17 protein-coding genes and 1 pseudogene are annotated in these 16,314 nt (G+C 66.1%); 11 read left to right on the top strand and 7 right to left on the bottom strand.

Annotation, left to right across the window (positions count from 1 at the left end):
- The 3 genes and pseudogenes from ABD301_RS12535 to ABD301_RS12525 all read left to right on the top strand — a co-directional run.
- Positions 1–250: pseudogene (locus ABD301_RS12535) on the top strand (hypothetical protein); the annotation flags it as partial.
- Positions 251–260: 10 nt separating this feature from the next.
- Positions 261–812 (top strand): winged helix-turn-helix domain-containing protein, encoded by a 552-nt coding sequence (locus ABD301_RS12530; protein ID WP_279583183.1) that lies wholly within the window; start codon positions 261–263, stop codon positions 810–812.
- Positions 760–1,659: an SMP-30/gluconolactonase/LRE family protein gene (locus ABD301_RS12525; protein ID WP_344309997.1), complete on the top strand. Its 900-nt coding sequence runs from the start codon at positions 760–762 to the stop codon at positions 1,657–1,659. The genes ABD301_RS12530 and ABD301_RS12525 overlap by 53 nt, the downstream gene beginning before the upstream one ends.
- A gap of 21 nt (positions 1,660–1,680) precedes the next feature.
- Here ABD301_RS12525 and ABD301_RS12520 read toward each other — a convergent pair whose 3' ends face one another.
- Positions 1,681–2,793, bottom strand: a complete 1,113-nt coding sequence (locus ABD301_RS12520) for a catalase family protein (protein WP_344309995.1) — start codon at positions 2,791–2,793, stop codon at positions 1,681–1,683.
- A 140-nt stretch (positions 2,794–2,933) separates the two neighbouring features.
- Between ABD301_RS12520 and ABD301_RS12515 the strand changes: the two genes are divergently transcribed.
- Entirely contained in the window at positions 2,934–4,679 is a 1,746-nt protein-coding gene (locus tag ABD301_RS12515) for a lipoxygenase family protein (RefSeq protein ID WP_344309993.1), read from the top strand.
- 11 nt (positions 4,680–4,690) lie between these two features.
- On the opposite strand, the gene ABD301_RS12510 is transcribed toward ABD301_RS12515, so the two are convergent.
- Positions 4,691–5,119, bottom strand: coding sequence for a MarR family winged helix-turn-helix transcriptional regulator (locus ABD301_RS12510; RefSeq protein ID WP_344309991.1), 429 nt, complete (start codon positions 5,117–5,119; stop codon positions 4,691–4,693).
- A 154-nt stretch (positions 5,120–5,273) separates the two neighbouring features.
- On the opposite strand from ABD301_RS12510, the gene ABD301_RS12505 reads away from it, so the two are divergent.
- The 4 genes from ABD301_RS12505 to ABD301_RS12490 all read left to right on the top strand — a co-directional run bounded on the left by ABD301_RS12505 (position 5,274) and on the right by ABD301_RS12490 (position 9,448).
- Entirely contained in the window at positions 5,274–6,683 is a 1,410-nt protein-coding gene (locus ABD301_RS12505) for an MFS transporter (protein ID WP_344309989.1), read from the top strand.
- 48 nt (positions 6,684–6,731) lie between these two features.
- Positions 6,732–7,541, top strand: a complete 810-nt coding sequence (locus ABD301_RS12500; RefSeq protein WP_163573486.1) for an alpha/beta fold hydrolase — start codon at positions 6,732–6,734, stop codon at positions 7,539–7,541.
- 73 nt (positions 7,542–7,614) lie between these two features.
- A complete protein-coding gene (locus ABD301_RS12495) occupies positions 7,615–8,127 on the top strand; it encodes an RNA polymerase sigma factor (RefSeq protein WP_163573485.1) in 513 nt (170 codons plus the stop codon).
- A 28-nt stretch (positions 8,128–8,155) separates the two neighbouring features.
- Entirely contained in the window at positions 8,156–9,448 is a 1,293-nt protein-coding gene (locus ABD301_RS12490; protein WP_344309984.1) for a sialidase family protein, read from the top strand.
- Positions 9,449–9,464: 16 nt separating this feature from the next.
- Here the strand turns inward: ABD301_RS12490 and ABD301_RS12485 are convergent, their stop codons facing one another.
- Positions 9,465–9,980, bottom strand: coding sequence for a YceI family protein (locus tag ABD301_RS12485; protein ID WP_344309982.1), 516 nt, complete (start codon positions 9,978–9,980; stop codon positions 9,465–9,467).
- 16 nt (positions 9,981–9,996) lie between these two features.
- Complete coding sequence (locus ABD301_RS12480; RefSeq protein ID WP_163573481.1) at positions 9,997–11,271, bottom strand: cytochrome P450; 1,275 nt, start codon at positions 11,269–11,271, stop codon at positions 9,997–9,999.
- A gap of 73 nt (positions 11,272–11,344) precedes the next feature.
- Between ABD301_RS12480 and ABD301_RS12475 the strand changes: the two genes are divergently transcribed.
- From ABD301_RS12475 to ABD301_RS12465, 3 genes are all read left to right on the top strand, one after another.
- The gene (locus ABD301_RS12475) at positions 11,345–12,109 is read left to right on the top strand and encodes an AraC family transcriptional regulator (RefSeq protein ID WP_344309979.1); all 765 of its coding nucleotides are present in this window, start codon (positions 11,345–11,347) and stop codon (positions 12,107–12,109) included.
- Positions 12,110–12,317: 208 nt separating this feature from the next.
- Positions 12,318–12,908 (top strand): GTP cyclohydrolase I, encoded by a 591-nt coding sequence (folE, locus tag ABD301_RS12470; RefSeq protein ID WP_344310035.1) that lies wholly within the window; start codon positions 12,318–12,320, stop codon positions 12,906–12,908.
- A gap of 188 nt (positions 12,909–13,096) precedes the next feature.
- Entirely contained in the window at positions 13,097–13,399 is a 303-nt protein-coding gene (locus ABD301_RS12465) for a hypothetical protein (RefSeq protein ID WP_163573480.1), read from the top strand.
- 178 nt (positions 13,400–13,577) lie between these two features.
- Here the strand turns inward: ABD301_RS12465 and ABD301_RS12460 are convergent, their stop codons facing one another.
- The 3 genes from ABD301_RS12460 to ABD301_RS12450 all read right to left on the bottom strand — a co-directional run bounded on the left by ABD301_RS12460 (position 13,578) and on the right by ABD301_RS12450 (position 16,261).
- On the bottom strand, positions 13,578–14,279 hold the full coding sequence (locus ABD301_RS12460; RefSeq protein WP_344309977.1) for a LuxR C-terminal-related transcriptional regulator: 702 nt from the start codon (positions 14,277–14,279) through the stop codon (positions 13,578–13,580).
- A gap of 195 nt (positions 14,280–14,474) precedes the next feature.
- Complete coding sequence (locus ABD301_RS12455) at positions 14,475–14,975, bottom strand: CoA-binding protein (RefSeq protein ID WP_344309975.1); 501 nt, start codon at positions 14,973–14,975, stop codon at positions 14,475–14,477.
- Positions 14,972–16,261, bottom strand: a complete 1,290-nt coding sequence (locus ABD301_RS12450) for an O-acetylhomoserine aminocarboxypropyltransferase/cysteine synthase family protein (protein ID WP_163573479.1) — start codon at positions 16,259–16,261, stop codon at positions 14,972–14,974. The genes ABD301_RS12455 and ABD301_RS12450 overlap by 4 nt, the downstream gene beginning before the upstream one ends.
- Between the last annotated feature and the right edge of the window lie 53 nt (positions 16,262–16,314).

Raw genomic sequence — 16,314 nt, 5'->3', positions numbered from 1 at the left:
ACGATGCTGCGGACCCGCCTGCAACCGGCCGGCGGCGACCTGCGAATTCGACCACACCACCCCCTTCCGTGACCCGGAAGGCAAAACCGCGTACGACAGCACCGGACCAGCATGCAAATTCCACAACGACATCAAAGAACACGGCTGGACCGTCACCCAACCGACGCCCGGACGTTTCCTGTGGACCAGCCCCACCGGTCGTACGTACGACGTCACCCCCAACGACGAATACCCACCACCACCGTTCTAACGCTAGGAAGTTGCCGCCCAAGGCAATAGCGAGATCGTGCGGTTTGATCACGGGTCATGATCCGCGTCAGCTGCATTTCGAGTTCGCGTTGTGGACCAGGGATATGGTCGCGGATTTGATCGAGCGTGAGTTCGGTGTCCAGTTGGCGACCACGACGGTCGGGCGGTTGCTGCGGAAGATGGGTCTGTCTCCGCAGCGACCATTGCGGCGAGCCTACGAGCAGAATCCGGAAGCTGTTGCGCGGTGGAAGGATGAGGAATATCCGGCTATTGTCGCGGCCGCGAAGAAGGTCGGTGCGGTGGTGCACTTCGGTGACGAGGCGTCGATCAGGTCTGATTTTCACAGTGGCACCGTGTGGGCTCCGATCGGCCAGACCTCAGTGTTGTCTAAGACTGGCAACCGCGAGTCGATCGGCATGATCTCCGCGATCACCGCTGGCGGGTCGTTGAAGTTCAGCACTTTCACCGGCAGCCTCACCGCCGGCGGCTGGACCTGGCAGGATGGTGGGAGTGACCATTTACGAGACGATGGACGAGCGGTTCGCGCCCTGCCGCAACGGTGACCGATCGCTGGAGACGTTGTATCAGGGCAGTCGGTGGGCCGAAGGGCCGATCTACGTACCAGCAGGGCGCTATCTCATCTGGAGTGACATTCCGAACGACCGGCTGTTGCGATGGGACGAGACGACCGGTCAGGTCGGCGTCTTTCGCGAACCGGCCGGATATGTCAACGGGAACACCCTCGACTTCCAAGGCCGGCTGGTCAGCTGTGAGCAGGGAAACCGGCGGGTGACCCGTACCGAGCTGGCTGGCTCGATCACGGTGATCGCCGATCGGTACGACGGAAAGCGCTTCAACAGCCCCAATGACTGCGCTGTCAAGTCCGACGGATCGATCTGGTTCTCGGACCCGGTTTACGGGATTCAGAGCGACTATGAAGGTCATCGCGGCGAGAGCGAGATTGGTGAGCGCAACGTCTATCGGGTGGACCCGGATGGGTCGGTGCGGGTGGCGGCCAGCGATTTCACCAACCCGAACGGCCTGGTCTTCACGCCGGACGAAAGCCAGCTCTACGTGTCCGACAGCGGCGCCAACCACATTCGCGTGTTTGACCTGGCCGACGACGGGCGGGTGATCAGCGACCGGATCTTCGCGGCTCCCTCAGCGGGCAATTTCGACAACATCCGGCTGGACGACGATGGCCGGCTGTGGGCGGCGGCGATGGGCGACGGTGTGCACTGCTACCACCCGGACGGGACCCTGCTCGGCAAGGTCACCGTGCCGGAGGTGGTCGCGAACATCTCCTTCGGCGGGCCTAAACGCAACCGCATGTTCATCGCCGCCAGTGGCTCGCTCTATTCCGTCCTGATGTCCATCACCGGCGCCCCGCTCGCGGTCGACTCGCGTTAGCGGAGCGCCGGTCGTGCGAGATCAGCCGAACAGGTCCGCCAAGCTCGCCGGCTCGCGGCGGGCCTGTTTGTTGATTTCGTGCCGCAGGATCGAGGACTTCCGGTAGACCTCGCGGCGCACCTCCATGATCTCGCCGAGCGGGCGGTGTTCTTCCCGTACCCGCCACGGCGTGATCGAGGTGCTGTCCGCGACGGCGAGGTTGTCGGCCGACGAGATGTCCTGCCGCGGAATGTCGATGGTGGCGACCGTCACGAACGGCGAGGCGGCCTCCGGCCACTGCCGGGACGTGTTCTCCACCGGCATCAGGTTCAGGTCAGCGCACAGCTGCACCTGCACCGCGAACTGGTGGTCCCGCTCACCCATTTCCGCAACCAAAGTGTTGCGGTACGCCTCGCCGTCGGCGGTGACCTCGACGGCACCGTGGGTGACACCGTCCAATGAGGACGGCGTCGGCTGGGTGCGTATTTTGGCGATGTAGTCGCCGTGGCGTACGGCGGCCATGCTCCAGTATGTGTACGTGAGCAGGTTCTGCCGACCGATCGAGGTGAAGGACAGCATCGACAGCAGCTCGTCCCACAGCCATTTCTCCGGCGGCAGCGTGCCAGCGTCGGTTAGGAAGTCATGCAGCCACTGACGCCGACTGGTCTCGTTCACCAGTGCGTCCGGCAGCGCCGCGAACAGTGGTTCAATCGTCACGTAGTCGTGCACGGTGTTGCAGAAGAATGTGGCGTTGTTAATCAGGTTGTAGTCGAATGTTGTCGCGTCGGACTCGTCGTCCAGAAGGGACGGTCCGGGAATGCCGATGATTTTGATGCCCATTCCGCAGGCCGCGCCCAGATAGCCGTCCGGCCGAATGTGCCCGAGGCCGTTGGAATAGCGAACGGCGGCCTCATATGTGCCAGGAGTCGCATAAATGCCCTGGGCGTACGCGGGCGGCAGGTCCGCGTGCACGGTCACCGTGGCGCGCGCGAGGCCGTAGCTCTTCGCGTGCGCGGCCCGAATGGCGTGGCCAGGCGATTCGGTCTCGGCGGACGCCGTGGTCCGTTGCACCACCGCCGCGAGAATCGTGTCGAGCTCGGACTGGAAGTCCGGGCGTACCACCGGGACGTAATCCTCGAATTTGACGAACGCCATGCTGACCTGCTCCTGTCTTATGGAGGGATGACGCTGTTACTGTAGAACGAAGCAGCCTTCCTCAGCGAAGTTTGATCGGAAAAGAATTTCACCTCCTGACGACGAGCGACGCATTCACATATCCGGCAAGGAGAAGACCGTTGGCCGATTATCTGCTCTCGCAGCACGATCCGCGCGCGGAACGAGCCGACCAGCTCGCCGCCGTCCGCAGCGCGTACGCGTACGACATGGATTTCGGTTTCCCGGTCTCGGCCCACTTCGCCGACGCGGACCAGCCGGTGCTGCCCTGGCGGCTGAAGGCGCTCGGGGTGCAGGAGGAAATGCGGCTGAACCTTCTGCGGCTGAAGCAACAGGGCAAATGGAATTTCGTCAACGACCTGCCGCCGCTCGCTCCGCACAAGCTCGCGACCATGGTTCGCGAAGGTGACATGGGCGGGATCGTCGAATATTTCATGCCGCTGCCCGGCGGCGTGACCGGCGACCACCATGATCAGACGATCAAGGCATTCCAGGAGGTCTTCGCGCTGGTGTCACCGCCGGCGGCGGTCGTCAACGCGGACACCGACGAGTATTTCGCCGAGATGATGGTGGCTGGCCCGGATCCGACCAGGCTGCGCCGGCTCGCCGAGGTGCCCGGCAAGTTCCCGCTCAGCACCGAGCACGTGACCGCCGTGCCGGAACTGGCCGGCGACAACCTGGCCGCCGCGCTGGCCGCCGGCCGGGTCTACTGGGTGGACTACGTCGAGATGTCCACTTTGGACAACGGCAGCCACCCGCAGTCCCCGAAATACATGTACGCCCCGATGGTCGCTTTCTGCGTGCCGCGCGGCGGCGGGCCGCTGCGGCCTTTCGCGATCCAATGTGGACAGGACCCGGCCGGCCGCCGCATCTACACCCCCGCCGACGGCTATTCCTGGAAGCTGGCCAAAAACTGTGTGCTGGCCGCTCACAACACGTACCACGAAGTCCTCACCCACCTGGGCTTCACGCATTTGATGAGTGAGGCGGTGCTGGTCGCCGCGGTCCGCAACCTGGCCGCCAACCACCCCGTCGCGGTGCTGCTTCGGAGGCATTTCGAGGGCACCATGTCGATCAACAAGCTGGCCGTGGAGCTGCTGATCCAGCCGGGCCGCGCAGTGGAATACCTGATCGGCTCAGATCTGAAAAGCACGTACCCCTGGCTGGCCAAACACCGCCTGAACCGGTCGTTCCGCGACAACTACCTGCCCGCCAAGCTCGCCGCCGCCGGCACCGACGGCGTCCGGCTGCCGCATTTCCCGTACCGCGACGACGGCATGCTGGTCTGGAACGCGATCGCGCGCTGGGTGGACGACTTCGTGACCGGCTACTACCGCTCGGACGCCGAGGTGCTCGGCGACCGCGAGCTGCAGGGCTGGGCTGCCGAGGTGTCCTCGGAACAGGGTGGTCAGATCCGGGATTTCGGTGCCACGCCTGGCCAGATCGGCGACCGGGTGGACCTGACCGAGATCCTCACCATGGTGATCTGGACAGCCGGCCCGCAACACGCGGCGGTGAATTTCGCGCAGAAGGACCACATGGCGTATCTGCCGGCCAACCCGCTCGCCGGTTTCACCGAGGAACCGGTCGGCACGGACCACACCGAGGCCGACTGGCTGGCGAACCTGCCGCCGCTGGATGTGGCCGTCCAGCAGTTCTGCGTGATGAACTTCCTCGGCTCGGTGCACCACACCGTCCTGGGCGACTACGAGTCCGACTTCCACAGCACCCCGGTCACCGCCGCGCACGCCCGCTTCCGCACCGAGTTGGCCGTCGCCGAGCAGGAAATCCTCGCCCGCAACAAGCGCCGCGCCACCGCGTACCACTACCTCCAGCCGTCCCTGATCCCCAACAGCACCAACATCTGACCTCCCCAGGGTCAGCTCCTGGAGGACGCGGCGGCCTCCGCCGTACGCAACTGCTCGGCCAGCGCCTCCAGCGCGGGCAGCGCCTCCAGCAGGGTCCGCGTCGTTTGTACGGGCAGCCGATCCAGGCACTCGGAGACCACCGCGGCCCGCCGGGCCTTGATCCGGTCGTGCGTCTTCTTGCCGGTCGGGGTGACCTCGACGCGGGCCGCGCGAGCGTCCGCCGGGTCGGGGATCCGGTGGATCAGCTCCAGCTCGGTGAGCTTGCCCACCACCCGCGACAACATCGTCGGGTTCACCCCCTCCAGCTCGGCCAGCTCGGCGAGCCCGAGCGGGCCGCGGCCGGAGATCAGCCCGAGCACCGAGGCCTGGGTGGGCGTGAGGCCCTCACCGGTCGCCGACGTGTTCAGCTGCCGGGCGAGTTTGCCGATCACTCCGCGCATGCGGATCACTGTGTCGCTGTCTACCACGTCATATCCTCTTAGTTGCCTGCCGGCAAGCAATGTAATGTCGGTGATCGTGAAGCCACTGGAGAGACTGGGACCTACGGACCTCGTCGGTCGCTCCTCGGGACGGCCGGAAAGAAACCAGCATACGGTGGTTGAGCAGGTAGTCTCGCGGCCAGCGGCGGAGCCGGTCGGACCGGACGCCGGCGAGCCGTCGCCGCGCCGGATGCTGGTCTTCGCGATCGTCTCGATCGCGCTGTTCATGGCCTCCATGGACCAGACGATCGTGGCCACCGCGCTGACCACCCTGCAGCACGACCTGGGCTCGCCGATCAACTGGACCGGCTGGACGATCACCATCTACTCCCTCGGCCAGATCGTCGCGATGCCGCTGGCCGGCAAGATCAGCGACTTGTACGGCCGCAAAAAGGTCTTCCTGATCTCGGCGGCCGTGTTCACCGTCAGCTCGCTGTGCTGCGGCCTGGTCGACAACATCTACCTGCTGGTCTTCTTCCGCGCCCTGCAGGCGCTGGGCGGCGGCGCCTTCATGCCGTCCGCCACCGGCATCGTCTCGGACCAGTTCGGCCGCCAGCGCGACCGCGCGCTGGGCATGTTCACCAGCATCTTCCCGATCGGCGGCATCGTCGGGCCGATCATCGGCGGCCTCTTCGTCACGTACGGCAGCTGGCGCGGCATCTTCCTGGTCAACGTCCCGATCGGGGTCGCACTCATCCTGCTGGGCCTGCGCTTCATCCCGGCCCGTCGCCCGGTCGGCGCCGGCAAACTGGACCTGCGCGGGGTCGCGATGCTCGCGCTGCTGATCCTGTCCGGCATGTTCGGCATCAGCTCGCTGGGCACCACCACCTCCCCCTTCGACCCGGTCTTCCTCGGCGCCGAAGCCTTCGCGGTCCTGATGGGCTGGCTGTTCATCCGGCACACCAAACACGACAAGGCGCCCTTCATTCCGATCCGGCTGCTGCGCGGCCCCGGCTTCGGGGTCATGAACCTCATCAACCTGCTCTTCGGCAGCGCCGCCCTCGGCTTCGGCACCCTCGTACCGCTTTACGCCGAGCAGCGCTACGGCATCAGCCAACTCGCGTCCGGCACCCTGCTCACCGCCCGAGCCATCGGCATGATCTGCGTCGCCGGGCTCGCGGTCCTGACCCTGCGCCGTACCGGCTGCCGCCTCCCCATCGTGGTCGGCTTCCTCATTGTCACCGGCGGGCTCATCATGATGTTCCTTCCCCCGCTGGGCGTGTCACCGTACCTGTGGCTCGCTGTCGCGGCCGGTGTCACCGGAATCGGGATGGGATTGTCCGTACCAGCCACCAACAACGCGAGCCTGCAGTTGGCTCCTGACCAGGTGGCGGCAATCGCCGGCCTACGCGGAATGTTCCGGCAGTCGGGATCGATTATCGCGGTTTCCGTGGTGACGGCCATTTTGGCGCGAAGCGCCACGCCCGGCATGACGCAGGCCTACATTTTCGTGGTGTTCGCCGCGATTCTGATCTGCGTCTTGCCGTTGGTACGCCTGGTCCCTGACCACCGAGGGTCCTGGTGACGAGAAAACTGCGCGTTGGGGAAACGGGCACCTGCTAGCGTTGACATAGTGACCCATTCCGTTAGCGGTAGAGCGAAAATCGACAACGGCGAGCTTTATTACGAGGTCGCTGGCAGCGGCCGGCCGGTGATCCTGTTACATGGCGGATTGCTGACGTCACAAATGTGGGATGAGCAGTACGAGATGCTCGCCGACACCCATCGGGTCGTACGAGTGGACGCCCGTGCGCACGGAAAGTCCTCCACCCCAACGGAAGCATTCGCGTACCACGAAGATGTGCGTGACCTCCTGGACGTGCTGGACATCGAGCGCGCCACGCTGGTCGGGCTTTCCGGCGGTGCGCGGGCAGCGATCAACTTCGGGTTGACCTATCCGCGGCGCACTGAGGCGTTGGTGCTGGTGGCACCTGGGATTGACGGCATGCAGACCCGCGATCCGGTGATCATCGACCTGATGAGCCAGCTGATGACGGTCACCGACACGGCGGCCGGGGTCGAGATTTTCCTGCGGATGTGGGTGGATGGGCCGCTTCGTACGCCTGAGCAGGTGTCGCCGGCCGTACGCAAAAGGTGCCTGGCGATGGCGATGGAAACCGTCAGCCGACACAACCCGGCCAGCCAGGGGCTGGCCCGCGAGCTGGACGCCATCCATCGGGTGGCCGAGCTGCGGATGCCGATCCTGGCGATGGTCGGTGACCTTGACTCGTCCGACATCCACGAGGTCGTCGACCTCGTCGTCAAGGAGGCGGCCGCGGCTCGCAAAATGCTCATTCCGGGCGCCGGACATAACATCAGCCTCGAACAGCGCGAGGCATTCCGACTTGCTCTGCTGGATTTCCTCCGGGAGACGCAGCACTGATTTTGTCACCAACTCCCGGGGCCGGCGGTCATTTATCAGTGACCACGCAAACGCTCACCCAAGGAGTTCCGGAGTGACCGACGAGCAGCTGACGGCGCAGGAACGACTCGAGGAGTTGTTCCGCGCCACCCACCAGCGGCTGGTGCTGAGCATGTTCGCGTTGACGGGGGACATGGTCGAAGCCGAGGACGTCGTGCAGGAAGCGTTCGTACGGGCGGTGATCCACAGCCGCAAACTGCTGGCGGCGGACAATCCGGAAGGCTGGCTACGGGTCGTCGCCGCGAACATCGCGCGCAGCCGCTGGCGACGGCACGTCCGACTGGGGCAACTGCTGCGCAGGTCCGAGTCACCGGACGTACCGGAGATGTCGCCGGACCGGATCCTGATCTACACGGCGATCCGCGACCTGCCACCGCGCTACCAGCGAGCCGTGGCCCTGCACTACATCGCGGACCTGCCGGTGGACGAGATCGCGCGGACCCTCGGGGTGAGCGTCAGTACGGTCAAAACCCGGCTACATCGGGCTCGCGAGACGCTGCGGCGCCGCCTGGGTGCCGACCCAACCGTCGTACCGTCCACGCCCTGAGCCGCGTTTTCCTTTTCTGGAGCCAAAAATGGACCTTGACGTCTTTGACGACCTGCGGGACGGCGTGCGCGATCGCACCCATTCCCCTGACATGAGCCGGATTTTCCGGACGGCCCGACAGCGCCGCCGGTCTCACACAGCGGCAACCGTCGCCGGCTTCGCGGTGGTCGCCCTGCTCGGCGCCGGTACGGCGACCGCCGTACCGAACCTGCTCGCCACCCCCGCCTCGCCGACCATCGCTCCAGTCGCCGGTTCGTTGTCCGCGACGGTCTCCACGCAGACCTGCCTGGAGGCGCCCGAAGTCGTCACCGCGAAAGTCGCGTTCGCGCAGACCTGCAACGCGGAGGGAAACAGCCGGGCGCTCGCGGTGACCACCGATGCCGGTCACACCTGGCGGCGGTGGCTGATGCCCTCGCCGTACGTCACGATTCCCCCCCATACCGGTACTGCCATCGGCAACTTTCTGGTGCTCAATGACCAAACGGTCCGGTTCGGCAACCTGCTGACCCGGGATCGCGGCAAAACCTGGACCACGCTCGCCGACAAACTGGCGGCTCCGATCGCCGCGGTGCCCAGCGGTTGGAGGATCTACCTCGGCCAAGTGGGCACCCAGTCCGAAGAAGGCTCGACCGCACCGGCCCGGATGTACGCGGTGGATCCGACCAACGGCGACTTCCACCCGCTCTCCACCGCGCCGACGATGACGGCGACCGACGCCGGCTCGGTCATCGAAGCCTCGGACGGATCGTTCTGGGCCGGCATCTCGGCGTACCAAGGAAAACAGGGCGTCGAGGTCAGCCACGACCGAGGCCACACCTGGTCGACCTTCGCACCCCCGAAAGCCGCCGACCCGGCAAACCTGGCGAAATTCACGGTCACCAGCGCGGACGGGCGAACCGGTTACGCCCTCGCTGGAACATCCGTTTCCAGCACGGCGGCGGATCTTTACCGTACGACCAATGGCGGCGCCACCTGGACCAAGATCTCCAGTCCGATCGGCCTGAACAGCCTCGCTGCCCTGACAAACGGCTCGGTGTTGGGCGTGCATACGGTCGGCTCGGACCGAAACGTCAGCCACCAACTGATGATCAGCACCGATGACGGGCTGAATTTCACCGAAGTCACCGCACCGCCGGTGCACGGCCTGGCAACAGCCGAAAACGGAGTCGTCGTCCTCATCGCCAGCCAAAATCGCGTACACACAACGGTCGACGGGAAGACGTTCGACACCATCGTCTTTCCCGCCGAACCTGGCTCGGTGCCCCCAGGCACCTGCTCGACACCCAACGCCAGCGGCCAGACCTGCGCAACCAAGGACTAACAACTGTCCACAGTGGTCAGGTGGCCTCGAGATCAATCTCTACGGCCACCTGATCACGCAGTTTCAGAGCACCAAAAAACGCCGCATACGGCTTGATGCCGAAGTCGGATTGAGTGATTTCCGCGATAACTCGATAATGATTCGCTTCGAGGGTGGTCACGGTGAGCTGGACGGACCGGGTGGCGCCGGCCAGGGTCAGGCTGCCGTCCACCTGATAACCATTCGCGGTCGTACGAACGTGGGTCGAGCGATAGGTGGCGGTGCCGTACGAGTCGACCCGGAGCACTTTGCGAGCGTTGCGGCCAATATCGCGGCGGTCAGTGTCGGTCAACGGCAACGCACCACCGCTGCCCTCGCGCACTTGCAGCGAATCCAGCTCGATGGTCGCCGTCACCGCGGTCTCGCCTCGTACCGTCGCGGACCAGCGGGTCAGCTCGATCGTCAGGTCGTGGCCGAGGCCGGCGGCCAGGCCTTCGCGGCGAGTGCGCAGCAACAGCCGGCCATGAGCCGGGCCCAGCTGGATGTCCGCCATGGAGCCAACGTACGGGTTAGTCGACCCGCACCGGAAGGGCTTCCACGCCGTAAACGATGGAGAGCTGCCGGAAAGCGAGATCATCCGGGCCGTCGGCGAGCCGCAGCTTCGGGAAGCGGCGGACCAGTGACGGGTACGCCGTGCGCAACTCCATCCGGGCCAGCTCGGCCCCGATGCATCGGTGAATGCCGTGCCCGAAGGCCAAATGCGAGGTAGCCGGACGGGATCGATCGAAGGAATCCATCGCCGCTCCCAGCGAAGCGTCCCGATTGGCGCCACTCAACGACACCAGCACGATATCGCCGCTGGCGATCTTCGTACCGGCGATCGCCAGGTCTTTCTTCGCTAACCGCGGAAAAGCCACCTGCACGACGGTCAGATAGCGCAGCAGCTCCTCGACGAACGGGTTCACCGCTTCGTCGTTTTCGGACAACAGCGCGAAAGATTCGGGGTCACGCAGCAGTACCAGCGCGCCCAACGCCAACATGCTCGCGGTGGTCTCGAAACCGCCGGTCAGCAACCCGTCGGCGAGTTCGGCGAGCTCCCGGTCGGACACCTGATCGCCGTGCTCCTTGACCAACATGCCCAGCAGGCCGTCACCCGGCTTTTCGCGCTGTCCCTTCACAATATCGAGCAGGTAAGCGAGCGACTCGTTGATCGCGCCCAGTGAGGCACCGGCACCGGCGAACAGGTCGAAGCGGGCCGCGCCGAGGCGCTGAAAGTCGGCGCGGTCCTCGTACGGGACACCCAGCAGCTCGCAGATCGCCAGCGATGGGATCGGCAGCGCGAAAGTCTGCACCAGGTCGACCGGACCGGGCGTCTTTTCGATGATGTCCAGCTGATCGTCCACAATGGACTGGATGAGCGGCGCCAACCGGCTGAGCCGGCGCATGGTGAACTCCGGGGTGAGCAGCCGGCGTAGGCGGGTGTGCGCAGGTGGGTCGGTGAAACCCAGGCCGCCCGGGTTCTGCTCAGCTGTGACCCCGACATTGCCCACCAGGTTGACGAAATCGTTGCTGAAAGCGTCCGCGTCGGACAGCGCCGCTTTCGCCTCGGCATAGCCGGTGACCAGCCACACCGTCATCCCGAACGGGATCGGCAGCTTGCTGATCGGCTGCTGCTCACGCAACGTACGCAGGCCCGCCACCGGATCCAGACCGTCCCGCCGCAGCGGCAACAACGCCGAGTCCGGCAGGAACGACATCGCCGACGGGTCGAACCCTTTCTTCAACGCCCGGGACAAATACTTACGGCCGATCCAACCGGTGACCCGTGCACGTACGCTCGCCATGCTTGAGAAGTCGCGGCGACAACCCGGATAGTTCCACGTTATGAGCTAGCGCACAGCAGTAGTGTGGTCGGCAATGTCGGATAACCGCCAACCGCTGGCCTGGCTGCAGCCGAATTCCTTCGGCCTGCGCCCGGGCCAGCGGATCGAGCCGCACCGCCACGATCGGCACCAGCTGATCTACGCGGCGGCCGGCGTGCTGGCGGTGACCACTGCGCTGGGCGTGTGGATCGCCCCCTCGCAACGGGCGGTGTGGATCCCGGCCGGCACCGAACACGCGCACCGGGCGCACGGGCCCACGGACGTACGAACACTGCTGTTCCCGGCCGAGCTCGCCGGCCCGAGCCCGGACCAGACGCCGGTGATCGTGGCGGTCAGCCCGCTGCTGCGGCACCTGGTGCTGGCACTGGTCGAGTCGCCGCCGGCCGACCGGCAGGAGCGACAGCGGCTGGAGCAGGTCACCGTCGACCAGCTGCGCCGGCTGCCGGACGCGCCACTGCATTTGCCGGAACCCCGAGATGACCGGCTCCGAGCCATCGGCGAACTGCTCCGGCAAGCACCCGGTGAGCGCTACCGGGTGGCCGATCTCGGCCAGCGGGTGGGCGCCAGCGAGCGGACAATCCTGCGGCTGTGCCGCCGGGAGCTGGGCATGACGCTGCAGCAGTGGCGTACGCAGCTGCGGCTGGTGCACGCGTTGGAACTGCTGGCCGACGGCACCCCGGTCATCGTCACCGCGCACCGCTGCGGCTGGGCGAACCCGAGCGACTTCATCGCCACTTTCGCCGCCGCGATGGGAAGCACCCCGGGCACATACCAGTCGGAGCTTCGCAAGTCGGGCTGATCCGCGGCTGCCGGCCATTGCGACCAGGGGCCATGGCCGGGAAGAGTGGGAGGTTCGTCGTGGCCTGCGGCCGCCGGAGACCACCCGGGTCGCCGGCGCCCGCTGGACTGGGTGGTGTGTTGATGATGTGCGTGCCGCAGAACTTCCGCGCGGCAGGTGGTCGCCGATGACCGTACGTCCGCCGGAGGATCGCCTGCCACCGATACACATGCCGGTGTCCTTGCACGTCGTGCACGAGTCCCAGGGCGTCGACCTGGTCGCCGCCGAGCGCGCCGCCGAGGACTTCCTGCGAGCGCTGGGCATCTCCACCGACTCCCCCAACCTGCGCGCCACCCCACGGCGGATGGCGCAGGCGTACGCGGACCTGTTCACCTCGCGCCCCTTCGACCTGACCACCTTCCCCAACGACGAGGGCTACGACGAGCTGGTCCTGGCCCGCGGGTTACCGGTCCGCTCAGTCTGCGAACACCATCTGCTGCCGTTCACCGGCGTGGCCCACATCGGCTACATGCCCGGCGACCACATCCTCGGCCTGTCCAAGCTCGCCCGCGTACTGGAACACTTCGCCTGCCGCCCGCAAGTGCAGGAACGCCTCACCAAGCAGATCGCCGAGTGGCTGGGCGAACACCTGAACCCCAAGGGCGTCGGTGTCGTCATCGAGGCCGAGCACAGCTGCATGACCCTGCGCGGAGTGCAGGCCACCGGATCCAGCACGGTCACCTCCAGCCTGAGCGGTTTGCTCCGCGACGACCCCAGCTCCCGCCAGGAATTCTTCGCTCTCGCCGGACTGCATCGCTAGTACTAGCGGGCTACTCATGCCGAGATCCAAGCGTCGTCTGGCGGTGCGGCGGGGCCGCCCGGCGTGGCAGCGCCACGTGGGCGGTTCGCCGTGCCGCCAGGCGGCGCTTGGGCTCGGCTATCGCCGCTTGAGTAGCCCTGTAGTACTAACCACGATTGGAGCCGCCACCGACTGGGTACCTGCGCCACATGACATCCTTCGACGCGACCACCTTCGACACAGACGCCTTCGACGCACCGGTGGAACACGAGGTGAGCTACACCGAGGCCACGCTCGCCATCCTCGACCACGTGCAGGCCCATGACCTGCGCGGACTGAACGCCCTCAGCATTGAGGAACTGCAGGTCCAGCGGGCCGCCCGCAAGGCCCTCTTCGACTACGCGACGTGGCTCGCCGAAAGCCGTACGAACGACGACCCCGACCGGCACGCGATCGCCGCCATCCGCGACCTGGCTGGCGGCCTCCTGGGCAACACCGGCGAGGTCAGCTGACCCGTTCCCTCGTTCTCCCGGGCGTCGCGGCACTGTCGCGTCGACGGCCGCGCCCGGGGGTGATCCCGACGTCGAGTGCGAGACTTTAACCCACACTCGACGTCCAGAGCGGTACAAAGTCCCACACTCGACGAAACTAGGCGCAAGTAGCGGGCGTTGCCGAAACCCGTCGCCGAAATCAGGAAGTAAGACCAGCGTCGTGGGCTCGCGCTATCGCGTCAGCGCGGCTCGTCACCTGCAACTTTCCGAAGATCGCGGACAAGTGGTTGCTGATCGTCTTGGGCGCCAACCGCAGCCTCCGCGCGATGGCCGAATTCGGTAGACCTTCGGCTACCAGCGACAGGACTTCCCTTTCCCGTACGGTCAAACTCGGCAGGTCTTCGTGGGCGGGCTGCGGGACGCGGGCCAGCAGGACCGGCAGCCGCTCGGCGATGCGGGGGGCGAAAATCGCTTCGCCGGCGGCGACTCCACGGACGGCGCGGACAATGTGATCGCGTTCGGCGTGTTTGAGGATGTAGCCGCGGGCGCCGCAGCGCATCGCGATGCGGATGGACGTGTCGTCTTCGGCCATCGTGAAAACCAGGATTCCGGTGCCTGGTACGGCCCGGGCCAGCTCGCGGATGGAAGCGCCGGAGACCGGTTCGGGCATTTCCGGGTCCAGAATCACCACGTCGGGCCGATGCAGGAGGGCTGCCCGGATGGTTTCCGCGGCGGTGCCGGCCTCGGCCACCACCCGGATGCCGTTCACCGCGGACAGCAGGGCGCGCATGCCGCTGCGGATCACCGGATGCCCGTCCGCGAGCACCACGGTCAGTTCCACGGGTAAGGACGGCGGATCACCGACCGGCAGGACAGCCAGGCTGGGCGGGCGAGACGGCATGTCCGTGACCGCCCTGCCCGGCAACCTTGCCGCTATCTCGGGTTCTCCGACTTGCAGCGATTCCTTCACCACACTACGGAGTGAAGTCGAGCGGTGGCTGTCGAGCAACCAGTTCCCGGACATGCTGCGGGGAACCGGCCTGTTCCCGAACCGGTTCCCGAAAGGGAAAGCAATTTCAGGAATCTTTCCCGGCTGTTACAAGGCCGAGCGGCGCCGGGACGACACCACACCCGTGTTGAAACCGGCCAGATGCAGGCCGCCGGCGAACCGGGCATGCTCGATTTTGACGCACCTGTTCATCACCACGGTCAGCCCGTTGGCCTCGGCGTGCCGCGCCGCGGCCTCGTGCCAGAGGCCCAACTGGAACCAGAGCGTACGAGCGCCGGCCGCGATGACCTCGTCCGTCACCGCCGGCAGGTCGTCGTGCTTGCGAAAAACCGAGACCAGGTCAGGTTTCTCCGGCAGCGCCGCCAGCGACGGGTAGACCGGCTTTCCCAGCAGCGAGTCAAGGCGCGGATTCACAAAGAAAATCTCGTACGGCGTTGACGACAACAAATACGTGGCAACGAAATAGCTCGGCCGGGCCGGATTGTCGGACGCCCCGACGACGGTGACCGAGGTGGTACGGGCCAGGATCTGCCGGCGTTCGCGCGCGGACGGACCGATCCAGGGCCCGGTATCCAGGGAATCTGTCATCGCTTCACCGCCTCCGCCAACGCCTGATCGAGGTCCCACAAGATGTCATCGAGGTCCTCCAACCCCACCGAAAGCCGGATCAGGTCCGGGCCTACCCCGGCCGCTTCCAACTGTGCGTCGGAAAGTTGCTGGTGGGTGGTCGACGCCGGGTGGATGAGAAGCGTACGGACATCGCCCACATTGGCCAGGTGACTGCACAACTCGACCGCTTCGACGAAGCGCTGGCCGGCCGCTCGGCCACCGCGGATGCCGAACGAGAACACCGCTCCAGGGCCGGCCGGCAAATAGCGACCGGCCCGCTCGTGGTGTGGATGCTGGGGCAATCCCGCATAGCGCACCCACGAGACTCGCTGATCGGCCGCCAGCCAGCCGGCCACCGCGGCGGCATTTCGTACGTGCGCGTCCATCCGTTGCGGCAGCGTCTCAATTCCCTGCAACAGCAGGAAAGCCGAATGCGGTGCCAGCACCGGACCGATGTCCCGCAGTTGCTCGGCCCGCAGTCGCGTACAAAAGGCGTACTCGCCGAAGTTCTCCCAGTATTTGAGGCCGCCGTAACTCGGCACCACCTCCGTCATCCGGGGAAACTTCCCGTTCCCCCAGTCGAACCGGCCCGACTCGGTGACCACGCCACCCAGGGTTGTCCCGTGGCCGCCGAGAAACTTCGTCACCGAATGCAGCACGATGTCCGCGCCGTGCTCCAGCGGACGGCACAGATACGGCGTGGCGAGGGTCGCGTCCACCACCAGCGGAATGCCGTGTTCCTTGGCCAGCGCGGAAAGTCCTTCAAGATCCGCGATGTCACCGGACGGATTGCCGATCACCTCGGTGTAGATCAGCTTCGTACGATCGGTGACCGCCGCCGCGTACGCGTCGATGTCGTCGCCAGCAACGAAAGTCGTGTCCACCCCGAACCGGCGCAGGGTCCCGTCCAGCTGGGTGACCGTGCCGCCGTAAAGCCCGGCGGCCGACACGATGTGGTCGCCGGCCTCGGCCAACGCGGCGAAAGTCAGGAACTCGGCGGCCTGACCGCTGGCGGTGGCGACCGCACCGATGCCGCCTTCCAGACTGGCGATCCGCTCCTCCAGTGCGGCCACCGTCGGGTTGCCGATCCGGCTGTAGATGTTGCCGTATTTCTGCAACGCGAACAGGTTGGCCGCGTCGGCACTGTCCTCAAAAACGAAACTCGTCGTCTGGTAGATCGGGACGGCCCGCGCTCCGGTGCTGGGGTCAGGGGTTCCGCCCGCATGCAAAGCCCGGGTCCGGAACCCCCACTGGCGATCTGTCATGCACCCAATTCTGTCCTGGCGCGGGCCGGATGGCGAATAGGTCCACTTTGTCG

The organism is Fodinicola feengrottensis, assembly GCF_039530045.1.
GTDB classification, from domain to species: Bacteria; Actinomycetota; Actinomycetes; order Mycobacteriales; family HKI-0501; genus Fodinicola; species Fodinicola feengrottensis.
The sequence above is the reverse complement of the archived record's forward strand: the minus strand, read 5'-3'. Positions and strand labels throughout refer to the sequence as shown.

Coding starts and splice junctions, on each gene's coding strand:
- ABD301_RS12485 (WP_344309982.1), bottom strand. CDS start 9,980: ATGGCGGACATCCAGCTGGGCCCGGCTCATGGCCGGCTGTTGCTGCGC.
- ABD301_RS12475 (WP_344309979.1), top strand. CDS start 11,345: ATGTCGGATAACCGCCAACCGCTGGCCTGGCTGCAGCCGAATTCCTTC.
- ABD301_RS12480 (WP_163573481.1), bottom strand. CDS start 11,271: ATGGCGAGCGTACGTGCACGGGTCACCGGTTGGATCGGCCGTAAGTAT.
- ABD301_RS12490 (WP_344309984.1), top strand. CDS start 8,156: ATGGACCTTGACGTCTTTGACGACCTGCGGGACGGCGTGCGCGATCGC.
- ABD301_RS12465 (WP_163573480.1), top strand. CDS start 13,097: ATGACATCCTTCGACGCGACCACCTTCGACACAGACGCCTTCGACGCA.
- ABD301_RS12510 (WP_344309991.1), bottom strand. CDS start 5,119: ATGCGCGGAGTGATCGGCAAACTCGCCCGGCAGCTGAACACGTCGGCG.
- ABD301_RS12450 (WP_163573479.1), bottom strand. CDS start 16,261: ATGACAGATCGCCAGTGGGGGTTCCGGACCCGGGCTTTGCATGCGGGC.
- folE (WP_344310035.1), top strand. CDS start 12,318: ATGCCGGTGTCCTTGCACGTCGTGCACGAGTCCCAGGGCGTCGACCTG.
- ABD301_RS12460 (WP_344309977.1), bottom strand. CDS start 14,279: ATGCCGTCTCGCCCGCCCAGCCTGGCTGTCCTGCCGGTCGGTGATCCG.
- ABD301_RS12455 (WP_344309975.1), bottom strand. CDS start 14,975: ATGACAGATTCCCTGGATACCGGGCCCTGGATCGGTCCGTCCGCGCGC.
- ABD301_RS12520 (WP_344309995.1), bottom strand. CDS start 2,793: ATGGCGTTCGTCAAATTCGAGGATTACGTCCCGGTGGTACGCCCGGAC.